We start from the raw sequence: 19,002 nt of genomic DNA, 5'->3' as shown, positions 1-19,002 counted from the left end.
TAATGGACTCTATAGACATTGTAAGATGAATAATATTGCAAAATCAATAATTGTATCGGCATTAACGCTTGCGTCATTTGCCTTGACGTCCTGCCAAGATGAATTATACAATAAACCAAAGCAAGCTCCTGGTGAGCTAACTCGTCAAAGTGTATATATCAAGGGTGGTTCTACTATCCAATCATTCTTTGTAGAGAAAGAGGATGTAGTAGTTAATGACATTAAGGTCGCTTTGACTCACTTACCTTCCGAAGAGGTAAAGGTAGGAGTGGAAGCTGGAAATGCTACCCAATTGGAGGCCTATAACAAAGCTCATGGGACTACCTATGTAATGTTGCCTGCAGAGATGTATAGCATAGATAAAGAGATAGCTTTCGAAAGTGGCGAATCCATCAAATCTTTGGGCTTGAAAATTAAAGACCTCGTCTTTAATCCTGCGTACACTTATGCTCTTCCTATAAAGTTGACAAACTCAAATAAGTGCATTATTGATGCCGAGAGCGAGGTTCTTCTTGTCCTAGAGCAGAGAATCAGCACAAAGGCTCTTAGAATAGTTGGCTCTGGCTCGGAGGATGGATCTATGTTCCCCAACGACTTTAAGGTAGACACTTGGACACTTGAAGTGATGGTGAATAGAGCTTCATATAATGAAAATAACCGCTCAATCTGTGGTACCAAGCTGGTAACAGGCTCTAGTATGAACGACGAGATCTACATTCGCTTTGGTGACGTAACTATTAAGCCTAATCAGCTACAGATAAAGACTGGAAATTCACAAATTGATATTCCTGAGGAAGCTTTGGCAGCAGAGCCAAATACCTGGTATATGCTCGGCTTTAAGTACGATGGTAAGGCTAATTCAGTATATGTCAATGGTGTGAAAGTCATAGAGCGCGAGATCCGTACTGGAGCTTATGGCCTAACTGGTTTCTGGATTGGCGGTAGCAATGAGCTGATTCGTGAGGTACGCTTCTGGAAGTCGGCACGTACCGACAAGGAGATCCTCGACAACACCTGGAAGCTAGTAGATGCCAATGATGATAACCTACTTCTATACTACCCTCTCAATGGTAAAAAGAGAAATGTAGAAACAGGTGAAATCACAGAGGACGAGTCTATGCTATGGGATTGGAGTAAGAGCCAAAAGCACCTAAGCATGCCTAGTGGTGCAAAGTTCGTAAATAACGGTAGCGAACCTTTTATCTTCCCTATTCCATAAATACTTAACTGAACAGTAATAGATAAGCCGAAGGATAAGCTCATTCTTCGGCTTATCTGCTTTTTCAGGACATAAATTGTTATCATCATTAATTATTGTTATCTTTGTGGGGAGTATGGGGAATTAGCTCATCTGGCTAGAGCGCTACAATGGCATTGTAGAGGTGACCGGTTCGAGTCCGGTATTCTCCACTTTCTTTATATCCTCGGCGTTACTGCCGGGGTTTTTTGTTTCTCAATATTATGCTATCAGGTCTATAAAAATAGGTATCTTTGTAGTGCATTTGTGGAGGTGATAGAGTTCACCTCTTGGGAAACTGGTGTGAGTCCAGTACAGTACCCGCTGCTGTAAGTCTTGATGGGCTGAGAAGCCTTGACAGCACCCCGATCGTTTGCCACTGCCCATGTGGGCGGGAAGGTACGGAGGTGTATGAGATAAGTCAGAAGACCGACAGATGCATTTTACCGTATTATAAAACCTATTTAATCAACTTTCGGGAGTTAAAGTAATATGAATAATCCAGTTCTTTACATCATTAAGAGGGATGGCGTGCAGGAGCCATTTACCCCCTCTAAGATTGAAAACGCTATTCTCAAGGCCTACGTAGCGAGTGGCAACGGAGATAATTATGGTGAGGTGCAGCAGGTAACTCGCCAAGTATTGTCGCGCATAGAGCAGACTACCATTTCGGTAGAGGAGGTACAAGATATTGTAGAGGGCGAGCTGATGAAGGTGCGCCCCGATGTGGCGAAGCGCTACATTATCTATAGGGAGTGGCGCAATACGCAGCGGCACAATCGCACCGACCTCAAGAAGTCTTTTGATGGGATTGTACGGATCGATGAAAATGATATCAATCTGAGCAATGCCAATATGAGTAGCCACACTCCAGCTGGTCAGATGATGACCTTCGCGAGTGAGGTCTCCAAGGACTATGCTTACCGCTATCTACTCTCCCCCGAATTTGCCGAAGCACACAGGCGTGGGGATATCCACATACACGACCTCGACTACTACCCCACCAAGACCACTACTTGTGTACAGTACGATCTGAAGGATCTCTACGAACGGGGTTTCCACACAAAGAATGGGAGTATCCGTACTCCTCAGAGCATCCAGAGCTACGCCACTCTTGCAACGATCATTTTCCAAACCAATCAAAATGAGCAGCACGGAGGGCAGGCAATCCCCGCCTTTGACTACTTTATGGCACCTGGGGTATACAAGTCGTTTGTGAAGCACTTGGCAGAGCTGATTCCCTTTATGGTAAAGGCTAGAAGTGGTGAGGGGAACCTTGAGAGGAAGGCACTGCGAACGATGATTACCGACGCTGTAGGCAACATCATGCCGAGTGCGGGGGAGATTCGCGGGCTATATGATGAGCTCTCCAAGGTGACTAACGATGCTATCGCCTACGAAGATCTGGAGATGATGGTGGCGGAGGCTCGCGAACTAACCAGGCGAGATACGCACCAGGCAATGGAGGGATTTATCCACAATCTCAATACGATGCACTCCAGAGGCGGCAACCAGGTGGTCTTTAGCTCGATTAACTACGGCACCGATACCAGTGCCGAGGGGCAGATGGTGATCGAGGAGCTGATGGAGGCGACTATGGAGGGACTAGGAGCTGGAGGTGAGGTGCCAGTCTTCCCCATTCAGATATTTAAGGTGAAGGAAGGGGTCTCTTATTCAGAGCGTGACTATGAATTGGCAATTACCGACTTTGATGCTGCGATGAGGGGCGAGCTAGAGTTTGAAGCACCCAACTTCTATCTATTCCTAAAAGCGTGCAAGACCACAGCAAGGGCACTCTTCCCCAACTTCCTATTCCTCGACACCCCCTTCAATCAAAATAAACTTTGGCGTGCCGATGATCCTAATCGTTATCTGTATGAGATTGCAACGATGGGTTGCCGCACCCGTGTCTTTGAGAATATCAATGGGGTACAGAGTTCAGTGGGAAGGGGCAATCTCTCCTTTACCACTATCAATCTACCAAGGCTAGCGATTGAGGCTCGTCGTGCTGCGGAGCGAGAGTGCGGTTCGGTTGCCGACTCTGGTCGTATCTTGAGTGTATCTATCCAAAAGCTAAAGGAGTCGCTACGAGAGATGGCACTACTAGTTGGCGAACAATTGCATGAGCGATATCTCTACCAACGGAGTGCACTGGCTCGTCAGTTCCCATTTATGATGGGCAACGATGTATGGAAGGGAGGCGGTGCTTTGAAACCCAATGACAAGGTAGGCTCGGTATTGGATAGCGGTACGCTGGGAATTGGATTTATCGGCGGTCACAATGCGATGTATGCACTTTATGGTATGGGACACGGCGAGAGCTCCGCTGCGTGGGAGACTTTGCGGGAGTGCCTAGTGGTACTGAATGAGGTGGCAGGCGAGATGAAGGCGAAGTATCACCTCAACTACTCGGTACTCGCCACTCCTGCCGAGGGGCTTTCGGGTCGCTTTACAAAGCTTGATGTGAAGCGGTACGGCAAGATACCTGGGGTCAATGACCGGGAGTACTATATCAATTCATTTCATATCGATGTAAAGGAGGAGGTACGCATTGCCGATAAGATCAGGCTAGAGGCTCCATTCCACGCACTCACTCTTGGTGGGCATATTACCTATATAGAGCTGGATGGTGAAGCGAAGAAAAACATTCGTGCGATCGTAAAGATCGTGAAGCTGATGAAGGACAATCAGATTGGCTACGGCTCTATCAACCACCCAATTGACACCTGTAGGAGCTGCCACTATAAGGGAGTGATCTATGACCGCTGCCCAATCTGTGGGAGCGAGGATATCCAACGCATGAGGAGGATCACGGGCTATCTCACTGGTGACCTCGCCTCGTGGAACTCTGCCAAGCGTGCCGAAGAGCGGGACCGTGTTAAGCATCATTAACTAAGCTAATTAAAGATGATGGATGTACTGAAGCAACTACTCCTAGGTGGGGATATCGCTTCTTCAATGTTTGTACTCGCTTTAGTGGTGACAGTGGGCACTGCACTAAGCAAGGTAAAGGTACGAGGGTTTTCTCTCGGGGTCACCTGGGTACTCTTTGTGGGGATATTGATGGGCCACTTAGGCCTATCAATGGATCCTCACGTGCTCTCCTTTGTGAAGGAGAGTGGGATGATTCTCTTTATCTTTGGTATTGGTATGATCGTAGGGCCAGGATTCTTTGCCACCTTCAAGCAAGGAGGCGTATCTCTGAATCTACTCTCTATCGCATCAGTCTTTTTCTCACTAGTCGTCACCTACCTCATCTACCGCTTTTCAAGCGAACAGATAGCGACTTTAATGGGTATCCTAGGGGGTGCGGTGACCAACACCCCTTCGCTTGCATCGGCACAGGAGACAGCACGAATGCTCTCGGGAAGTACGCCACAAGATATCGGCATAGGTTATGCCCTTGGTTATCCAGTTGCCATTGTTGGGATGGTGGTCACCCTTTCAATCATCAAGTGGATCTTTAAGATTGATGTGGCACGTGAGGAGAAGGAATTGGAGGAGAGGGAGCAGGCGAAGAAACGAGAAGCCCTAGTCTACTCTCTAGAAGTGACCAATCCAGCCCTCTTCGGGATGGATATCTACCACGTAAAGATGCTATTAGAGAAGTACGAGGTAGTCATCTCGCGTATCTTGCACGAAGGCACTGGCGAGGTGGAGATGGCTAGCTCCAATTCAAAAATCTATGAGGGCGATAAGCTCTTGGTTATCTCGGAGCAAGACGAGGTGGAGACCATCGCCGCCTTCGTAGGTCGTCGGCTCGAGATGAGCGATGCCACTTGGTTTAAGCTCGATAATACCTTGGTATCTCACCGTGTGCTAGTGACGCACCCCAATATCACCGGCAAAAGCATTGAGCAACTCAAGTTTAGGACACTCTACAATGTCAATGTCTCACGCCTTTACCGTGCTGGCGTCCACCTGATCGCTAAGCCCGACCTCCGCCTACAAGTAGGTGATACGGTAGTGATTGTAGGACAAGAGGAGGACGTAAAACATGTGGAGAAGATACTTGGCAATTCAGCTACCAACCTAAGGCGACCCAATCTGCTGGTGCTCTTCTTGGCACTACTGCTAGGTGTACTTGTTGGGAGCTTGGAGATACAGCTTTCCGGAATGAGTATGCCGGTGAAGCTCGGCTTTTCAGGCGGCACACTGATTGTAGCCATATTACTGAGCAACTTCGGCACAAAGTTTAGGCTCAACACTCACAATACCGAGAGTGCCAATATGATGATACGGGAGATAGGGATTACCCTCTTCCTAGCCTGCGTGGGACTGAGTGTCGGGGGCAGCTTTGTGGAGAAGCTCATGAGCGGTGGCTTTGTCTGGATGGGCTATGCAGCACTGATGATGTTGATTCCGCTTTGGATCACCCTCGTGATTGGACGCCTTTGGCTCAAACTAGATTACTTCACCCTCTTAGGGTATGTGGCTGGAAATATGACCTTTGCCCCAGCCCTATCGCTTACCCCAGATGCCACTAAAAACAATATCCCATCGGTGGTCTATGCTACCGTCTATCCAGTCACCCTCTTCCTACGAGTGATGGCGGCACAGTGGATGATCTTGCTACTCACCTAGATGGTATGCTCAATCTGCTCAAGGTAATTTCAGAGACCATCCTCGATGGCGATGGGATAAGGTATAGCATCTACTTGGCAGGGTGTCGGCACGCCTGCCCTGGTTGCCACAACCCGCTCAGCTGGTCGCCACAGGCAGGAGAGCCACTGACGGAGGAGCGGATAGGCAACATAATAGAGGAGATTAAGGGCAACTTCCTACTCGATGGCGTCACCTTTAGTGGTGGAGACCCCTTCTATAACCCCACCGACTTCGGCCCGCTACTCAGAAGAGTGCGAGAGGAGACGGGGCTAAGCATCTGGTGCTACACTGGCTACCTTTACGAAGAACTACTAGAGGATCCAGAGCGAGCACCACTACTAGAGTGGATTGATGTACTGGTCGATGGCCCCTTTGAGAAGCAATTGTACGACCCTACCCTCTCCTTCAGAGGTAGTAGCAACCAACGAATTATCCACCTAAAAGAGACTGTTGCACGAAGGCGATCTGCGGCGTTGCTTTCGGAATCCGGGCTCGGTCACGTACACTAGTACGTTCCCAGCGCCCTCATCCTCAGCGCCTTGCATCTCATCCTTCGTTCAAAGTCTCAGCACATTTGCATCAAATGTGCGAGAATGGCACTTCGTGCTACATTCTCTAAAAACTAAGCGATAAATCTAGCTTCATCCCCCACGGACCTTTGGAGTGAGGCTTCAGCGGAGAGAGACGGCGATAGACATCAATGCGCACCACCTTGAGTATATTCTCCAGCCCAAAGCCCACCTCAGCATAGACTTGGTCCTGCATCTCAGTAGTATGCACAGGGAGTACGAATAGTTCATTACCCGTAGCTTGTCGGTTCTTAGCAGTGAGGTTACCATAGAGGAAGTTGGCCGTCAGCACACCCCGAAGTCGCAACTTATTGATCAATGGGATACGGTCAAAGACCACGCCACGCATATGGTATTCCATAAAGGCCGTCAGCCACTCATCCGCAACGAACTCCAAAGGGTTGAGCAATTGGAACGTATTGTGCTTATGCATAATTCCGATATTAGTCGGTGGCGTATACAAGACAGGGAAGGGCACCGAGCTCCATAGCTTCCCCACCGTCACTTGATAGTCCAGACGACCAAAGACCCCCATCCAGAGTCTCTGCTCAGCCGATAGCTCCGTTCGTTGCCTACGGAAGTCACCCCCCAACCATTTATCCGCCCACTCGTGGCGAAGCTTTAGCACCGGTACCTCGCGATATACATTCGCGTAGTGCCGGTGTCTTTGCATAGAGCCATCAACGATGCGCTCACCGATCGCCCACCGTAGCTCCACGCCCGAATAAACATCGGTGATCTTAGGCAACTTCTGCAGAGAGTGGTCGTGATTAACCCGCACAAAATCAAGCGGCCCACTCGCCCTATCCTCCCTATAATTGGCATAAAGCCGGAGAGAAAGACTTGCATTGAAGTCCTTTAGATACTCCAGAGTTAAGAGATTTCGATAAGAGGTAGTTGCCAGATACGATACCCCTACATCATAGAGGATATTATCTCGGTCGTTATTCTGTACCTCAAGACCTGGTATATAGATATCGTGCTGGTAGCTCAGCGATAGCTCGTGCTGAGGAAACTCCTCCCTAAAGTAGCGCTTCGGTCTAAAAGAATAGGCGTAGCCAACGCCATACTTAGGGCGTCGGTCCTTAAATCCATAGGCAAGATACCCATTAAAGAAGTGATGGTGCGAGAGATAACCGGTAGTCCTTCCTCCAACCTTGATACGTAGCCCCTCCGTATGATTGGCATTGACCAGCTCATTCACCGGTCCGAGGTCAAAGAGGCTTCCCCCGTAAATCTTACTGTAGTCCCACTTCGTACGAATGTAATTAAGGCTCACCATATCCACCAACTCCAGTACCACACGCTGCCACCCTAGCTGTTTGAATTGGTCCATAAACCTCCGCAGGCCATCGCTGGTGGTCAGTAGGTTTCGGGCAATGGCAGAAGAGATAACTGGCTTTGCTAACTCCCTATCCTGCCAGTCATTAAAAGGTTGCTTCAGAGCGATAATCTCGGAGTCAGGCGATTGCTCGCCATACTCATCGTAGTGTCTTGATTGCTCCACATAGAGAGAGAGTAGATTGATAAATAGCTTCAGATTACCCACCAGACGCTCCTCCTTGAGGTGCCACCCCACCGAGGTCTTCACAAATTGTTGCTGCAGACGAAGATCCTCCACGAAGTTAATATCGATTTGCTTCGGAAAGATAAGGTAAGCATTGAGCAATCGCGGGCCATGATCCTCCACAATCAGCAACCGTCCCGAAAAAGAAGGGGCATGGGGCTGACGTGGGATAAAGTCCACCACCTGAGCCACGTACCCAGCCGATATAATGGTATCTGTGAGATAATATTTGTAGTGGTGTCTTGCCTGCTCCGAAAGGGGCGCAGGGAGCTTGGTATCTAGTATCTTCACATGCTTCTCAAAGAGGTCCACCTTGGAGAATAGCTCCTCCAGTCGCACACTCTGAGAGCCATCACTGATATTTTGGTCCAACCCATTATGCTGACTATATAGGATCGCTTCATTGAGCTGCTGCGTCGTATGATTGTACCCCTTGAGATAGACCTTTTGGTACTCCGAAAGCGGTAAGACCGGCGTGCCATCAATATGCGAATGAATCAAGTAGCGATCAAAGAAAGGCACCACCTTACGCAGTGCACCCCGCCACTTATCCACCCGACCAAGCGCCAGAAGCAATTGCTCCGACTGCTGAAAGCTATAATCCAACTGCCATGTAGCTCTATCAGCACGCTCCCTCGCAGCAGTCCGCTCAATCAGGGCTACCGCATCATTATCCTCCTCATACTTAGTGTGGCTACCCAAGACCAGCAACTCAGGCATCACTACAGGAGCCAACTCCTGTGCTTCTACGATCAGTGCGGAAAGTAGCGAAAAGAGTAGAAGTATGTAGCGAAGCCCTCCACGCATAGTCCACCTCCTCTCTATACGGCGTGAGCTGTGACAAGCGTACCTATCTTCCCGAGGTCGGTAAAGTCATTGCTGATAAATTGTTGCAGCTGATCTGTCGTCACATCAGCGATCATCTCCCCATTGTGTGCAATCGATATCTCCCCACGCTCCTCACTGATGATGATTACCTTCGCATCCGTTGCTTGCGACATCCCTAGTCCCGAGCGGTGCCTTAGCCCCATCTCCTTCGGTAGCTCTTGCCCCTGTGCTACAGGCAGAATACAAGCCGCCGCCACGATGGTATAGTCACGGATAATCATCGCCCCATCATGTAGCGGAGCATTCTTAAAGAATATATTCTCTATCAACCGCGAATTGACCTGCGCATTGATAATCTCCCCCGTATGGATATACTGCTCCAGACTAGTGCCCTGCTCAATCACAATGAGGGCACCGGTCTTTTTCTTTGCCATATTGGCACAGGCAAAAGAGATCATTCCGATAAAGCTCTGCTCCCGACTCACCTCCACATTTTTCTCAGGCTTAAAGATTCGGCGGATAAATCGCCACCTCTGCGTGCTACCTAGCAGGGTAAGGAAGCCCTTTATCTCATCCTGAAATATAATGACGATCACCACAATCCCCACACTAAAGAGAGCATCCAATATCCCCCCAAGCACCCTCATGCGGAGAATCTGAGAGGTGACAATCCAAATGAGGATCAGCGAGATAATTCCCCCAAAGATCGTGGCACTACCACTCTTTCGGAGCACATCATAGACATAGTAGAGCAATAGCCCCACTAGTAGGATATCCATAAAATCCTTAAAGGAAAACGCCAACCACTCCATACCCCTATTGCTTAGTTTAGTCGCTTAATCTCCTGTACCATCTTCATCGCTTCCCACGCCTCCCGCACGTCGTGCACACGGATAAAGTGCGCCCCATGAAGAAGGGCATAGGTATTTAGCACCGTGGTACCATTGAGTGCCTCAGCTGGGGTAGTGCCAAAGTATCTATAGATCATACTCTTACGGCTAATCCCCACATAGAGAGGATAGTCGAGCACCCTAAACTTATCGAGGTCACTCATCAGCTCATAATTCTGCTCCGTCGTTTTGCTAAAGCCAAAGCCAGGGTCGAGGATGATATGCTCCTTCCGAAGCCCCAGCTCCCTCAGCTTCTCGATCGTCACCAGTAGCTCCTCAATCACCCCATCGGCCACACGCCCCTTGTACTCACAGAGGCTCTGCATCGTCTTGGGCGTACCCCGCATATGCATCAGCACATAAGGTACCTGTAGCTCCGCCACCGTCTTGAGCATCAGTGGGTCAATACGCCCACCCGAAACATCATTAATCACATCTGCCCCACCCTCTTCTATCGACTTACGTGCCACCGAAGCGGTAAAGGTATCGACACTCACCGGCAGCTCAGGGTACTCCTTCTTCAGGATATCCAATACCTCCTTCACCCGTCGCCACTCCTCCTCCTCAGAGACCTCCGCAGCATCAGGCCTAGAGCTGTACCCCCCCACATCAATCATCTTACCCCCTTGGGCAATGATCTCCTCAATCCGTTGGTGTATATTTCGTTCACCCTCAATGCGACTTCCGGCATAAAATGAATCGGGTGTGTGATTGAGGATACCTATAATCATAGGCTCCTCCGTAAGGTTATATGGCCGACCCTTAAAGGTCATCACTACATCTGGCATAGCTTCACTCCTTTCCACTAATTAATATCTACCTACAAAAGTAAATAAAACTAACTACTCCACCAAGCTACCGAATAGCAAGTGTTATCTGTCTACTCCTTCAACGTATGGGCAATAACAGCCTTTTCTGAGATATGTAACGAAATCTTAATTTACAATATCACCAATCTACATTGTTTTAGGTAACTTTGCAATTGAATTAGATTGACCATTGTAGATTATTATTTGAGACAACAATTTATAAACTAAAAAGCAAACTTATGAAACAGTTTTATAGGCTTATAATGCTTTCGCTTTTACTAGGCTTTACCTGTGCATCCTCTTGGGCACAGAAGACCTATACAGGCGTAGTAGTGGATGGTGATACACATGAGCCTCTTATTGGTGCAGTGGTGGTAGACAGCAAGGATTCGTCTAAAGGTACCACCACCAACATGGATGGTAAATTCACTATCTCCCTTACAGGAAATGGCACACTGGAAGTAAGCTACCTAGGCTACTTGAGTACAACTGTTAAGTACAGTGCCTCTGGGAAGAGCTCGTTAGGCACTATTTCAATCTTCCAAGACAATACTCAGCTAGGGGAAGTACTAGTTGTGGGTAAAGGAGTGATTGATGTGGCTAATCGTGTAACACCTATCGCATCAACTATCGTCAAGGCTTCTGAAATTCAGATGAAAGCGGTAGGTAATGTAGAGTTCCCTGAAGCTCTAAAAAACACGCCAAACGTCTATGTAGCCAACCAAGCTGGTGGCTTTGGAGACAGCAAGATGTTTATGCGTGGATTTGATCAGTCCAACACCGCATTCCTTTTGAATGGACAGCCCATCAACGGCATGGAGGATGGCAAAATGTACTGGTCCAATTGGGCTGGCATCTCGGATATTGCCAATGCCATTGATGTACAACGTGGCTTAGGGTCTTCAAAACTAGCTATTTCCTCAGTCGGTGGTACGATCAATATCGTTACTAAGGCTACCGACCTTGAAAGAGGCGGATTTGTTCGTTTCATCGGTGGTTATGGTAAGTATTTCAAAGGCACAGCAGCATACAACACAGGTTTGCTAAGCAATGGCTGGGGTGTCTCAGTACTTATTGACCATTGGCAAGGTGAGCGCAAATGGAATGATGGCACACAAGGAAGTGGTCAAAACTATTTCCTCTCTATAGGTAAGAAAGCTGGAGACCACATGTTTAACTTCCTTATTTTTGGGGCTCCTCAGTGGCACAACCAGCATTTCTCTCTTAAGCAAGAGCTATATGACCAGTACGGATACAAGTACAATAAGAACTGGGGTTACTACAATGGAAAAGTCCTGAGCGAGCGCAAAAACTACTATCACAAGCCAGTAATGAACCTCAACTGGGACTGGAACATCAGTAAGAAACAATCTCTATCCACCGTGCTGTATGCATCATTTGGTCGTGGCGGTGGAACGGGAGCCTACGGAAATGGTCCTGATTACATTAAAGATGCCAATGGAAAAAAAGTTGGACGTGATGCTGATGGCCAAATCCGTTGGGACTTTATCGAAAACGAATGCAATAAATCAATTGCTGGTGGATACGGCAAAGGATATAATGGTACTGCCATTCGCTCCTCAGTTAATAACCACCACTGGTTTGGACTAGTATCCAACTACTCCTATGACAACCACGAGAATCTATCTGTAAATGTTGGAGCGGATCTCCGTTTTTATAAGGGAGACCACTTCCGTCAGCTTACAGAGCTATTTGGTCTCAAGGGTTGGAACGACGCCAAGGGGCGTAACAAATCATTACTAGATGCAAATGGTGCATATTTAATTACCAACACTTATAAAGCCGACCCATGGGCTTCACTCTTCAACTATGCACCTACCGAAGACCGCATTGGATACAATAGTAGCGAGTGGATCAACTACCAAGGCCTATTCGGTCAAGTAGAGTACCATAACGATTTATTCTCCTCTTTCTTACAAGCTGCTTTCTCCAATCAAAGCTATAGAGCATCCGAAAACTTCTTATTGCTCAATGAGAAGTCCGACGTAATCAATCGCTTTGGATTTAACATCAAGGGTGGTGCGTCTATTCTAGCTGGTAAAAATCACAAGTTCTTCGCAAATGCAGGGTATTATTCTCGCCAGCCATTTAAGGACAACATTTTTGAGTACTCCACCATTCGCCCTAGAGAGCAAAAGGTAGAGAATGAAAATATCCTAGGTCTTGAAGCAGGCTATTCAGCAAAGCTTCCAGGGTACACTACAATCAATCTCAATGTATACTATACCTCTTGGGCAAATAGATTCCTCGCCTTTGGCATGGACGATTATACCACACCCAATACTCATAAACTGCTACAGAGTGCTGGGTTTAGGCTTTCCAATGTAACGCAAATTCACAAGGGTGTAGAGCTTGATATACGCACTCACCCATTGACAGGGCTGATGCTTCGTGGTCACTTTACCTATGGCGATTGGAAGTATTCAGGAAAGACTCCTGTTGAGGTGATTGACAATGATTCTGGAAACTCTGTAGCTGATAAGTTTGAAATTGAGTTGGCTGGTACTAAGGTCGGAAGTGCACCACAGAGCACTTTAGGATTCGGTGCTGAGTACAAAGCTAAGGGATTTGTAATTTTTGCAGACTACAATCATTATCTCAACCTATATGGTGATGTAGACATTAAGAAGTTGGCTGAAGCAACGGTCAAGGGGAAAGAGTACAAATCTCAGAAGCTAGATAACTATGGACTACTTGACATGGGTGCTTCATACCGTTTTGCACTTACAGGAAAGCAAGGTATCCTTATCCGTGCAAATGTGTACAACGTGCTCAACAAGCGCTATGTAGCTAGCTTAGACAACTATGGACTTTACTATGGTCCTGGCACAACTTTCAATGCAAGTGTAACTTATGAATTTTAGTTACTAGACAAATTAATTGCATACAATATGATAAAGGGCATACAAGTATTGACTTGTACGCCCTTTATCATATTGAGAATGCTGCAAGAAGTGCCAATCTTGAATCAGGCGACCAGATCTAGGGATAAGCCCCTAGAGCACCCGACAGGGTGCTCTCCCATCGGGTGACTTTATAGAAGAAATCATTATCGGATAGGTCGGACAAACAACGCCACCGTCTGACTTGTCTGATCTGTCTGACCTGTCTGACTCGTCTGACCTGTCTGACCTGTCTGCCCTGTCCGACTTGTCCGATAAGGTACCCGATCCGATAAGGTACCCGTCCGATAAGCCACAAAGAAGAGAGGGTGTACTAGCGACTAGGCTAGCACACCCTCTGGTATTGTATGGGGAGGAGTGAATTACTTCTTTTCCTCGATAGCTGCTTGAGCTGCTGCTACACGTGCGATTGGCACACGGAATGGAGAGCAAGATACGTAGTTGAGGCCTACTCTGTGGCAGAACTTCACGCTACTTGGCTCACCACCATGCTCACCGCAGATACCTACCTTAAGGTTGGCATTGGTGCTACGACCGAGCTTGGTACCGTGCTGAACGAGCTGTCCTACACCCTCCTGATCGAGTACCTGGAATGGGTCGACTGGGAGAATCTTCTTTGCAAGATAATCTGGTAGGAAGCCATTGATATCGTCACGTGAGTAACCGAAGGTCATCTGGGTAAGGTCGTTAGTACCGAAGCTGAAGAACTGAGCGTGCTCAGCAATCTTATCGGCAATCAAGGTAGCACGTGGGATCTCAATCATGGTACCTACCTTGTATTCTACCTTTGCACNTTCCTCGGCGAAGAGCTTCTCTGCCGTCTCGTCGATGGTTTGGCGCTGTAGTTCCAGCTCCTTCACGGTACCTACTAGTGGCACCATAATCTCTGGCATTACACTGATGCCCTCCTTCTGAAGCTCGATAGCTGCACCAAGGATAGCACGGGTTTGCATCACGGTGATCTCTGGGTAAGTATTACCTAGACGGCAACCACGGTGACCGAGCATTGGGTTCACCTCGTGGAGGTTGTTGATACGTGCCTGTACCTGAGCAAGTGAAAGACCAAGCTCATCGGCCATCTCCTTCACACCCTTCTCATCCTGTGGTAGGAACTCGTGTAGAGGTGGATCGAGCAGACGTACAGTCACTGGGTGACCGTCCATCACGCGGAAGATACCTAGGAAGTCTTGCTTCTGTAGTGGCAATAGATCCTTCAACGCTGCTACACGACCCTCGGTATCAGAAGAGAGGATCATCTTACGCATCGCCTTGATCTTAGTGCCCTCGAAAAACATGTGCTCTGTACGGCAAAGACCGATACCAGTAGCACCGAAGTTGAGAGCTACCTCTGCATCGTGTGGAGTATCGGCATTGGTACGTACCTTGAGGCGTGCATGCTTATCAGATAGCTCCATTAGGTATTGGAAGTCTGGATCGAGCTCAGCAGCCTTGGTAGGTACTTGCCCCTCGTAGATCACACCGGTAGAACCATTGAGAGAGATGTAGTCGCCCTCCTTGTATACTCTACCATCTACGCTCACGGTACCGGCCTTGTAATCGATCTCTAGGCTACCTGCACCTGATACACAGCACTTACCCATACCACGAGCTACCACCGCAGCGTGGCTAGTCATACCACCCTTAGCGGTAAGGATACCCTCTGCTACCTGCATACCTGCGAGGTCCTCAGGAGAGGTCTCGTTGCGCACTAGGATCACACTATCGCCGTGCTCATTGTGCATACGTGCAGCATCCTCAGCGAAGAAGCAGATCTTACCTGAAGCAGCACCTGGAGAAGCTGGTAGACCACGAGAAATCTCTACTGCCTTTGCCTCTGCAGCCTTGTCGAAAACTGGGTGAAGTAGCTCATCAAGCTTATTAGGATCAATACGCATCAGAGCCTGCTCTTCGGTGAGTGAACCCTCGCGAAGTAAGTCCATAGCGATCTTCACCATTGCCTTACCGGTACGCTTTCCGTTACGAGTCTGGAGGATCCAAAGCTTACCATCCTGGATGGTGAACTCCATATCCTGCATATCGTGGTAGTGGTCCTCGAGCTTACGCTCAATATCCACTAGCTCCTTGTACATCTTTGGCATAGACTCCTCGAGAGATGGCATCTCATTAGCACGATACTCCTCAGTAACGTTAGCTAGCTTTGCCCAACGGAGAGAGCCCTCCTTGGTGATCTCTTGTGGGGTACGGATACCTGCCACTACGTCCTCACCCTGTGCATTGATTAGGTACTCACCATTGAATAGGTTTTCGCCCGTTGCAGAGTTACGTGTGAAGCAAACACCAGTTGCTGAATTATCGCCCATGTTACCGAATACCATCGCCTGTACGTTGACAGCGGTACCCCACTCCTCTGGGATGCTCTCCATACGACGGTAGATGATAGCACGCTCATTCATCCAAGAGCCAAACACGGCACCGATAGCACCCCAAAGCTGCTCACGAGCATCGGTTGGGAAGTCCTTACCAGTCTGTGCCTTCACTGCCTCACGGAAGCGAGTTACAAGCTCCTTAAGGTCTGCTACCTCTAGCTCATTATCAAGCTTTACACCCTTCTCTTGCTTTACCTCCTCGATGATTCTCTCAAAGGGGTCAATCTCCTTCTTATCGGCTGGCTTCATACCAAGCACTACGTCGCCATACATCTGGATGAAACGACGGTAAGAGTCCCAAGCGAAGCGCTCGTTGCCACTCTTCTTAGCAAGTCCCTCTACAGCCTCGTCATTCAGACCAAGGTTGAGGATGGTATCCATCATACCTGGCATAGATGCAGGAGCACCGGAGCGTACAGAGACAAGTAGTGGGTTTTCATTGCTACCAAACTTAGCACCCATGATCTCCTCTACCTGCTTGATATTCTTCTCCAGCTCGTCGGTCATCTCCTTGCGAAGTGCCTCCTCACCGAGGTCGTAATACTCGTGACAAACGTCAGTAGTGATGGTGAATCCTGGAGGCACTGGCACTCCGATTAGATTCATCTCTGCTAGGTTGGCTCCCTTTCCGCCAAGTAGCATCCTCATGTCTGCCTTTCCCTCTGCGGCTCCATTGCCGAAGGAGTAAATTCTCTTCTTTGACATCTTTGAATTAAATATTAATTGGTTGATTAAAATAAATACATCTATATAGCCTCCAAAAGTCGCTTACTCAAAGAGCGGGTCGATTCCCTCCTCAATAGGCTCAAAGGTAGCAATCACCCTTCCATCCTTCGACTTACAAGGGTCGGCATACTCCTCTGGTATCACAAACTTAGCCTCGGGGTCGATGCCCAGCTCAGCTTTGCGCTTCTGAAGCTCTTTATCATTAAACACTCGCTTAAAAAACATCGCCACAATCGGCAACGACATATTGGCACCCTGACCTAGTCGGATACCATCGAAGTGGATGGAGCGATCCTCGCCTCCTACCCAGCAACCAGCACTGATCCTAGGAGTGAAGCCCATAAACCACGCATCGGAGTGGTTTTGGCTCGTACCTGTCTTACCGCCCATATCGGCTTGCACGCCATACTTAAATCGGGTACGGCTACCGGTACCTCCGTTCATCACATTGCGAAGCATGTGGAGGGTCTTGTAGGCAGCATCGGGGGGCAATACCTCGCGAATATCGGGAGCAAACTCGCCGACTACATTGCCGTACTGGTCCTCAATCCGGGTGACATAGATAGGCACTGCCCTCATACCGGCATTGGCAAAGGTGCTAAAGCCCGACACCATCTCTTCCACCGAGATATCTGGGCTACCGAGGCAAATCGCTGGCGTAGGATCGAGGTCTCCAGTCACTCCAAAGGAGTAGAGCAGATCAACAAAGGTGACGGGCGACATCTGGCTCATCAGCCAAGCGGTTACCCAGTTGGAGGAGTTTTGCAATCCCCAATTGATGGTCACCACCTCCCCCACTCTGCTAGCACCGGCATTCTTAGGCGACCAGATCTGCCCTGTAGCGAGACGGATGTGCTGTGGCTCGTGCACCATCGTGGTACAAGGGGTAAAGCCCTCGCTCATTGCCATGGCAAAGAGGTAAGGCTTCATCACCGAGCCCACCTGCCGACGCCCCTTGGTCGCCATATCGTACTGGAAGGTACCGAAGTCCACTCCGCCCACGTAGGCACGGACATGGCCCGTGCTGCTATCCATGGCCATAAAGCCCGACTGTAGGAATTTCTTGAGATAGAGGATAGAGTCGCGAGGCGTCATCACCGTATCACGGTAGATAGTAACATACTTACCTCCCTCCTTGGCATAGTCGAATACCGTCATCTCCGTCGGCTCATCAAAGGTCTTGAGGATCTCCTGCTCGCTCAGCCCATCGGCTTTGAGGAAGCGATAACGGTCGCTATTCTTAATAGAGCGATGGATGATCTTCTCCCGATCCTCTGCTGAGATACTGCTAGAGAAGGGTGCATGGCTACGCCCCTTCTTTTCACGGTCAAAGGCAATCTGAATATCCCCAGCCAGGTGCTGCAGCATCACATCCTCGGCATACTCCTGCATACGGGAGTTGATGGTGGTGTAGACCTTTAGTCCATCAGTGTAGATATTGTACGAAGAGCCGTCCGACTTCTTATTCTTATGGCACCAACCGTAGAGAGGGTTACTCTCCCACTGAGCTACATCGCGCTTGTAATCTTCCTCTTGCCAACCGCGGTAGTCCTTTTTATCAGGCTTCTCAGCCATCATAATCCTACGCAGATACTCCCGGAAATAGGGAGCGATACCAGCTCTGTGGTTTTGTCGCTTAAAGACAAGGGTGAGGGGCAGAGCCTGTAGCTCGGTCATCTCCTCCTTCGTGATATAATTGGCCTTTTTCATCTGTCCAAGCACCACATCACGGCGTCCTTTAGCACGCTCCGGGTACCTCACGGGGTTGTAGTAAGAGGGGTTCTTACACATACCCACTAGAGTGGCTGACTCTTCGGTTGTCAGCTCACTAGGCAGTTTATTGAAGTAGGTCTTGGCAGCAGAGTCAATACCCACTGCTTGGTAGAGGAAGTCAAACTTATTGAGGTAAAGCGTGATGATCTCTTCCTTAGAGTAGTAACGCTCTAGCTTAGCAGCGATCACCCACTCAATAGGCTTCTGCATCGCCCGCTCCATGAAGTTCTTGGCATTAGGCGAATAGAGCTGCTTTGCCAATTGCTGGCTCAGGGTACTACCTCCGCCTGAACTCTTCTGTCGCAAGATCACCGTCTTGAAAAAGACACGAAAGAGACCCCATGCATCAATTCCCGAGTGGTCTTCGAAGCGCTTATCCTCAGTCGCAATCAGTGCCTCCACCAATTCGGGAGAGAGCTCATCATAGGTGGTATAGATACGGTTATTGCCCTTCAATGCATAAGAGCCCATCACCACACCATCCTCCGAGATGAGCTGAGTGGCATACTTATCTATAGGGTTTTGTAGGTCCTCTATCGGTGGCATATAGCCAATCGCACCGCTAGCAATCAGCAGAAAAAGCGATGCGACGCCGATAACCATCACCCCAAAATAAATCGCAAAACAACGGATATAATACCAGATCCCTCTCTTCATATATTGTCAAAGCTGTATCGCTTCACGCTC

10 protein-coding genes, 1 tRNA gene and 1 riboswitch are annotated in these 19,002 nt (G+C 48.6%); of the genes, 6 read left to right on the top strand and 5 right to left on the bottom strand.

Features of this window, described 5'->3' with window-relative positions:
- Window positions 1-25 precede the first annotated feature (25 nt).
- The 5 genes from A3GK_RS0100980 (at window position 26) to nrdG (ending at window position 6,351) form a co-directional block, all read left to right on the top strand.
- Window positions 26-1,219, top strand: coding sequence for a BT_3987 domain-containing protein (locus A3GK_RS0100980; RefSeq protein WP_018027662.1), 1,194 nt, complete (start codon window positions 26-28; stop codon window positions 1,217-1,219).
- Window positions 1,220-1,336: 117 nt separating this feature from the next.
- Window positions 1,337-1,410, top strand: a tRNA-Ala gene (locus tag A3GK_RS0100975).
- A gap of 75 nt (window positions 1,411-1,485) precedes the next feature.
- A riboswitch (cobalamin riboswitch) is annotated at window positions 1,486-1,689 on the top strand.
- A gap of 40 nt (window positions 1,690-1,729) precedes the next feature.
- Window positions 1,730-4,129 carry an anaerobic ribonucleoside triphosphate reductase gene (locus tag A3GK_RS0100970; protein WP_018027661.1) on the top strand — a complete coding sequence of 800 codons (2,400 nt, stop codon included), beginning with the start codon at window positions 1,730-1,732 and terminating at the stop codon, window positions 4,127-4,129.
- Between the two features lie 15 nt (window positions 4,130-4,144).
- Entirely contained in the window at window positions 4,145-5,821 is a 1,677-nt protein-coding gene (locus A3GK_RS0100965; RefSeq protein WP_018027660.1) for a putative transporter, read from the top strand.
- A 5-nt stretch (window positions 5,822-5,826) separates the two neighbouring features.
- Window positions 5,827-6,351 (top strand): anaerobic ribonucleoside-triphosphate reductase activating protein, encoded by a 525-nt coding sequence (nrdG, locus tag A3GK_RS10220; protein ID WP_051052294.1) that lies wholly within the window; start codon window positions 5,827-5,829, stop codon window positions 6,349-6,351.
- Between the two features lie 106 nt (window positions 6,352-6,457).
- On the opposite strand, the gene A3GK_RS0100955 is transcribed toward nrdG, so the two are convergent.
- Genes A3GK_RS0100955 through folP form a run of 3 tightly spaced genes read right to left on the bottom strand, consistent with a single transcriptional unit; the run spans window position 6,458 to window position 10,484 of the window.
- A complete protein-coding gene (locus tag A3GK_RS0100955) occupies window positions 6,458-8,785 on the bottom strand; it encodes a DUF5686 family protein (RefSeq protein ID WP_018027658.1) in 2,328 nt (775 codons plus the stop codon).
- A 14-nt stretch (window positions 8,786-8,799) separates the two neighbouring features.
- Window positions 8,800-9,618: a diadenylate cyclase CdaA gene (gene cdaA, locus A3GK_RS0100950; RefSeq protein ID WP_018027657.1), complete on the bottom strand. Its 819-nt coding sequence runs from the start codon at window positions 9,616-9,618 to the stop codon at window positions 8,800-8,802.
- An 11-nt stretch (window positions 9,619-9,629) separates the two neighbouring features.
- Entirely contained in the window at window positions 9,630-10,484 is an 855-nt protein-coding gene (gene folP / locus A3GK_RS0100945) for a dihydropteroate synthase (protein WP_018027656.1), read from the bottom strand.
- Window positions 10,485-10,744: 260 nt separating this feature from the next.
- On the opposite strand from folP, the gene A3GK_RS0100940 reads away from it, so the two are divergent.
- Window positions 10,745-13,390 (top strand): carboxypeptidase-like regulatory domain-containing protein, encoded by a 2,646-nt coding sequence (locus tag A3GK_RS0100940; protein WP_026161621.1) that lies wholly within the window; start codon window positions 10,745-10,747, stop codon window positions 13,388-13,390.
- Window positions 13,391-13,791: 401 nt separating this feature from the next.
- Here the strand turns inward: A3GK_RS0100940 and ppdK are convergent, their stop codons facing one another.
- On the bottom strand, window positions 13,792-16,521 hold the full coding sequence (ppdK, locus tag A3GK_RS0100935; RefSeq protein WP_018027654.1) for a pyruvate, phosphate dikinase: 2,730 nt from the start codon (window positions 16,519-16,521) through the stop codon (window positions 13,792-13,794).
- Window positions 16,522-16,584: 63 nt separating this feature from the next.
- On the bottom strand, window positions 16,585-18,972 hold the full coding sequence (locus A3GK_RS0100930; protein ID WP_018027653.1) for a transglycosylase domain-containing protein: 2,388 nt from the start codon (window positions 18,970-18,972) through the stop codon (window positions 16,585-16,587).
- Between the last annotated feature and the right edge of the window lie 30 nt (window positions 18,973-19,002).

Source organism: Porphyromonas somerae DSM 23386 (genome assembly GCF_000372405.1).
Lineage (GTDB): Bacteria > Bacteroidota > Bacteroidia > Bacteroidales > Porphyromonadaceae > Porphyromonas_A > Porphyromonas_A somerae.
Note: the sequence above shows the minus strand (reverse complement) of the source record. Positions and strands in the feature narration are given on the sequence as shown.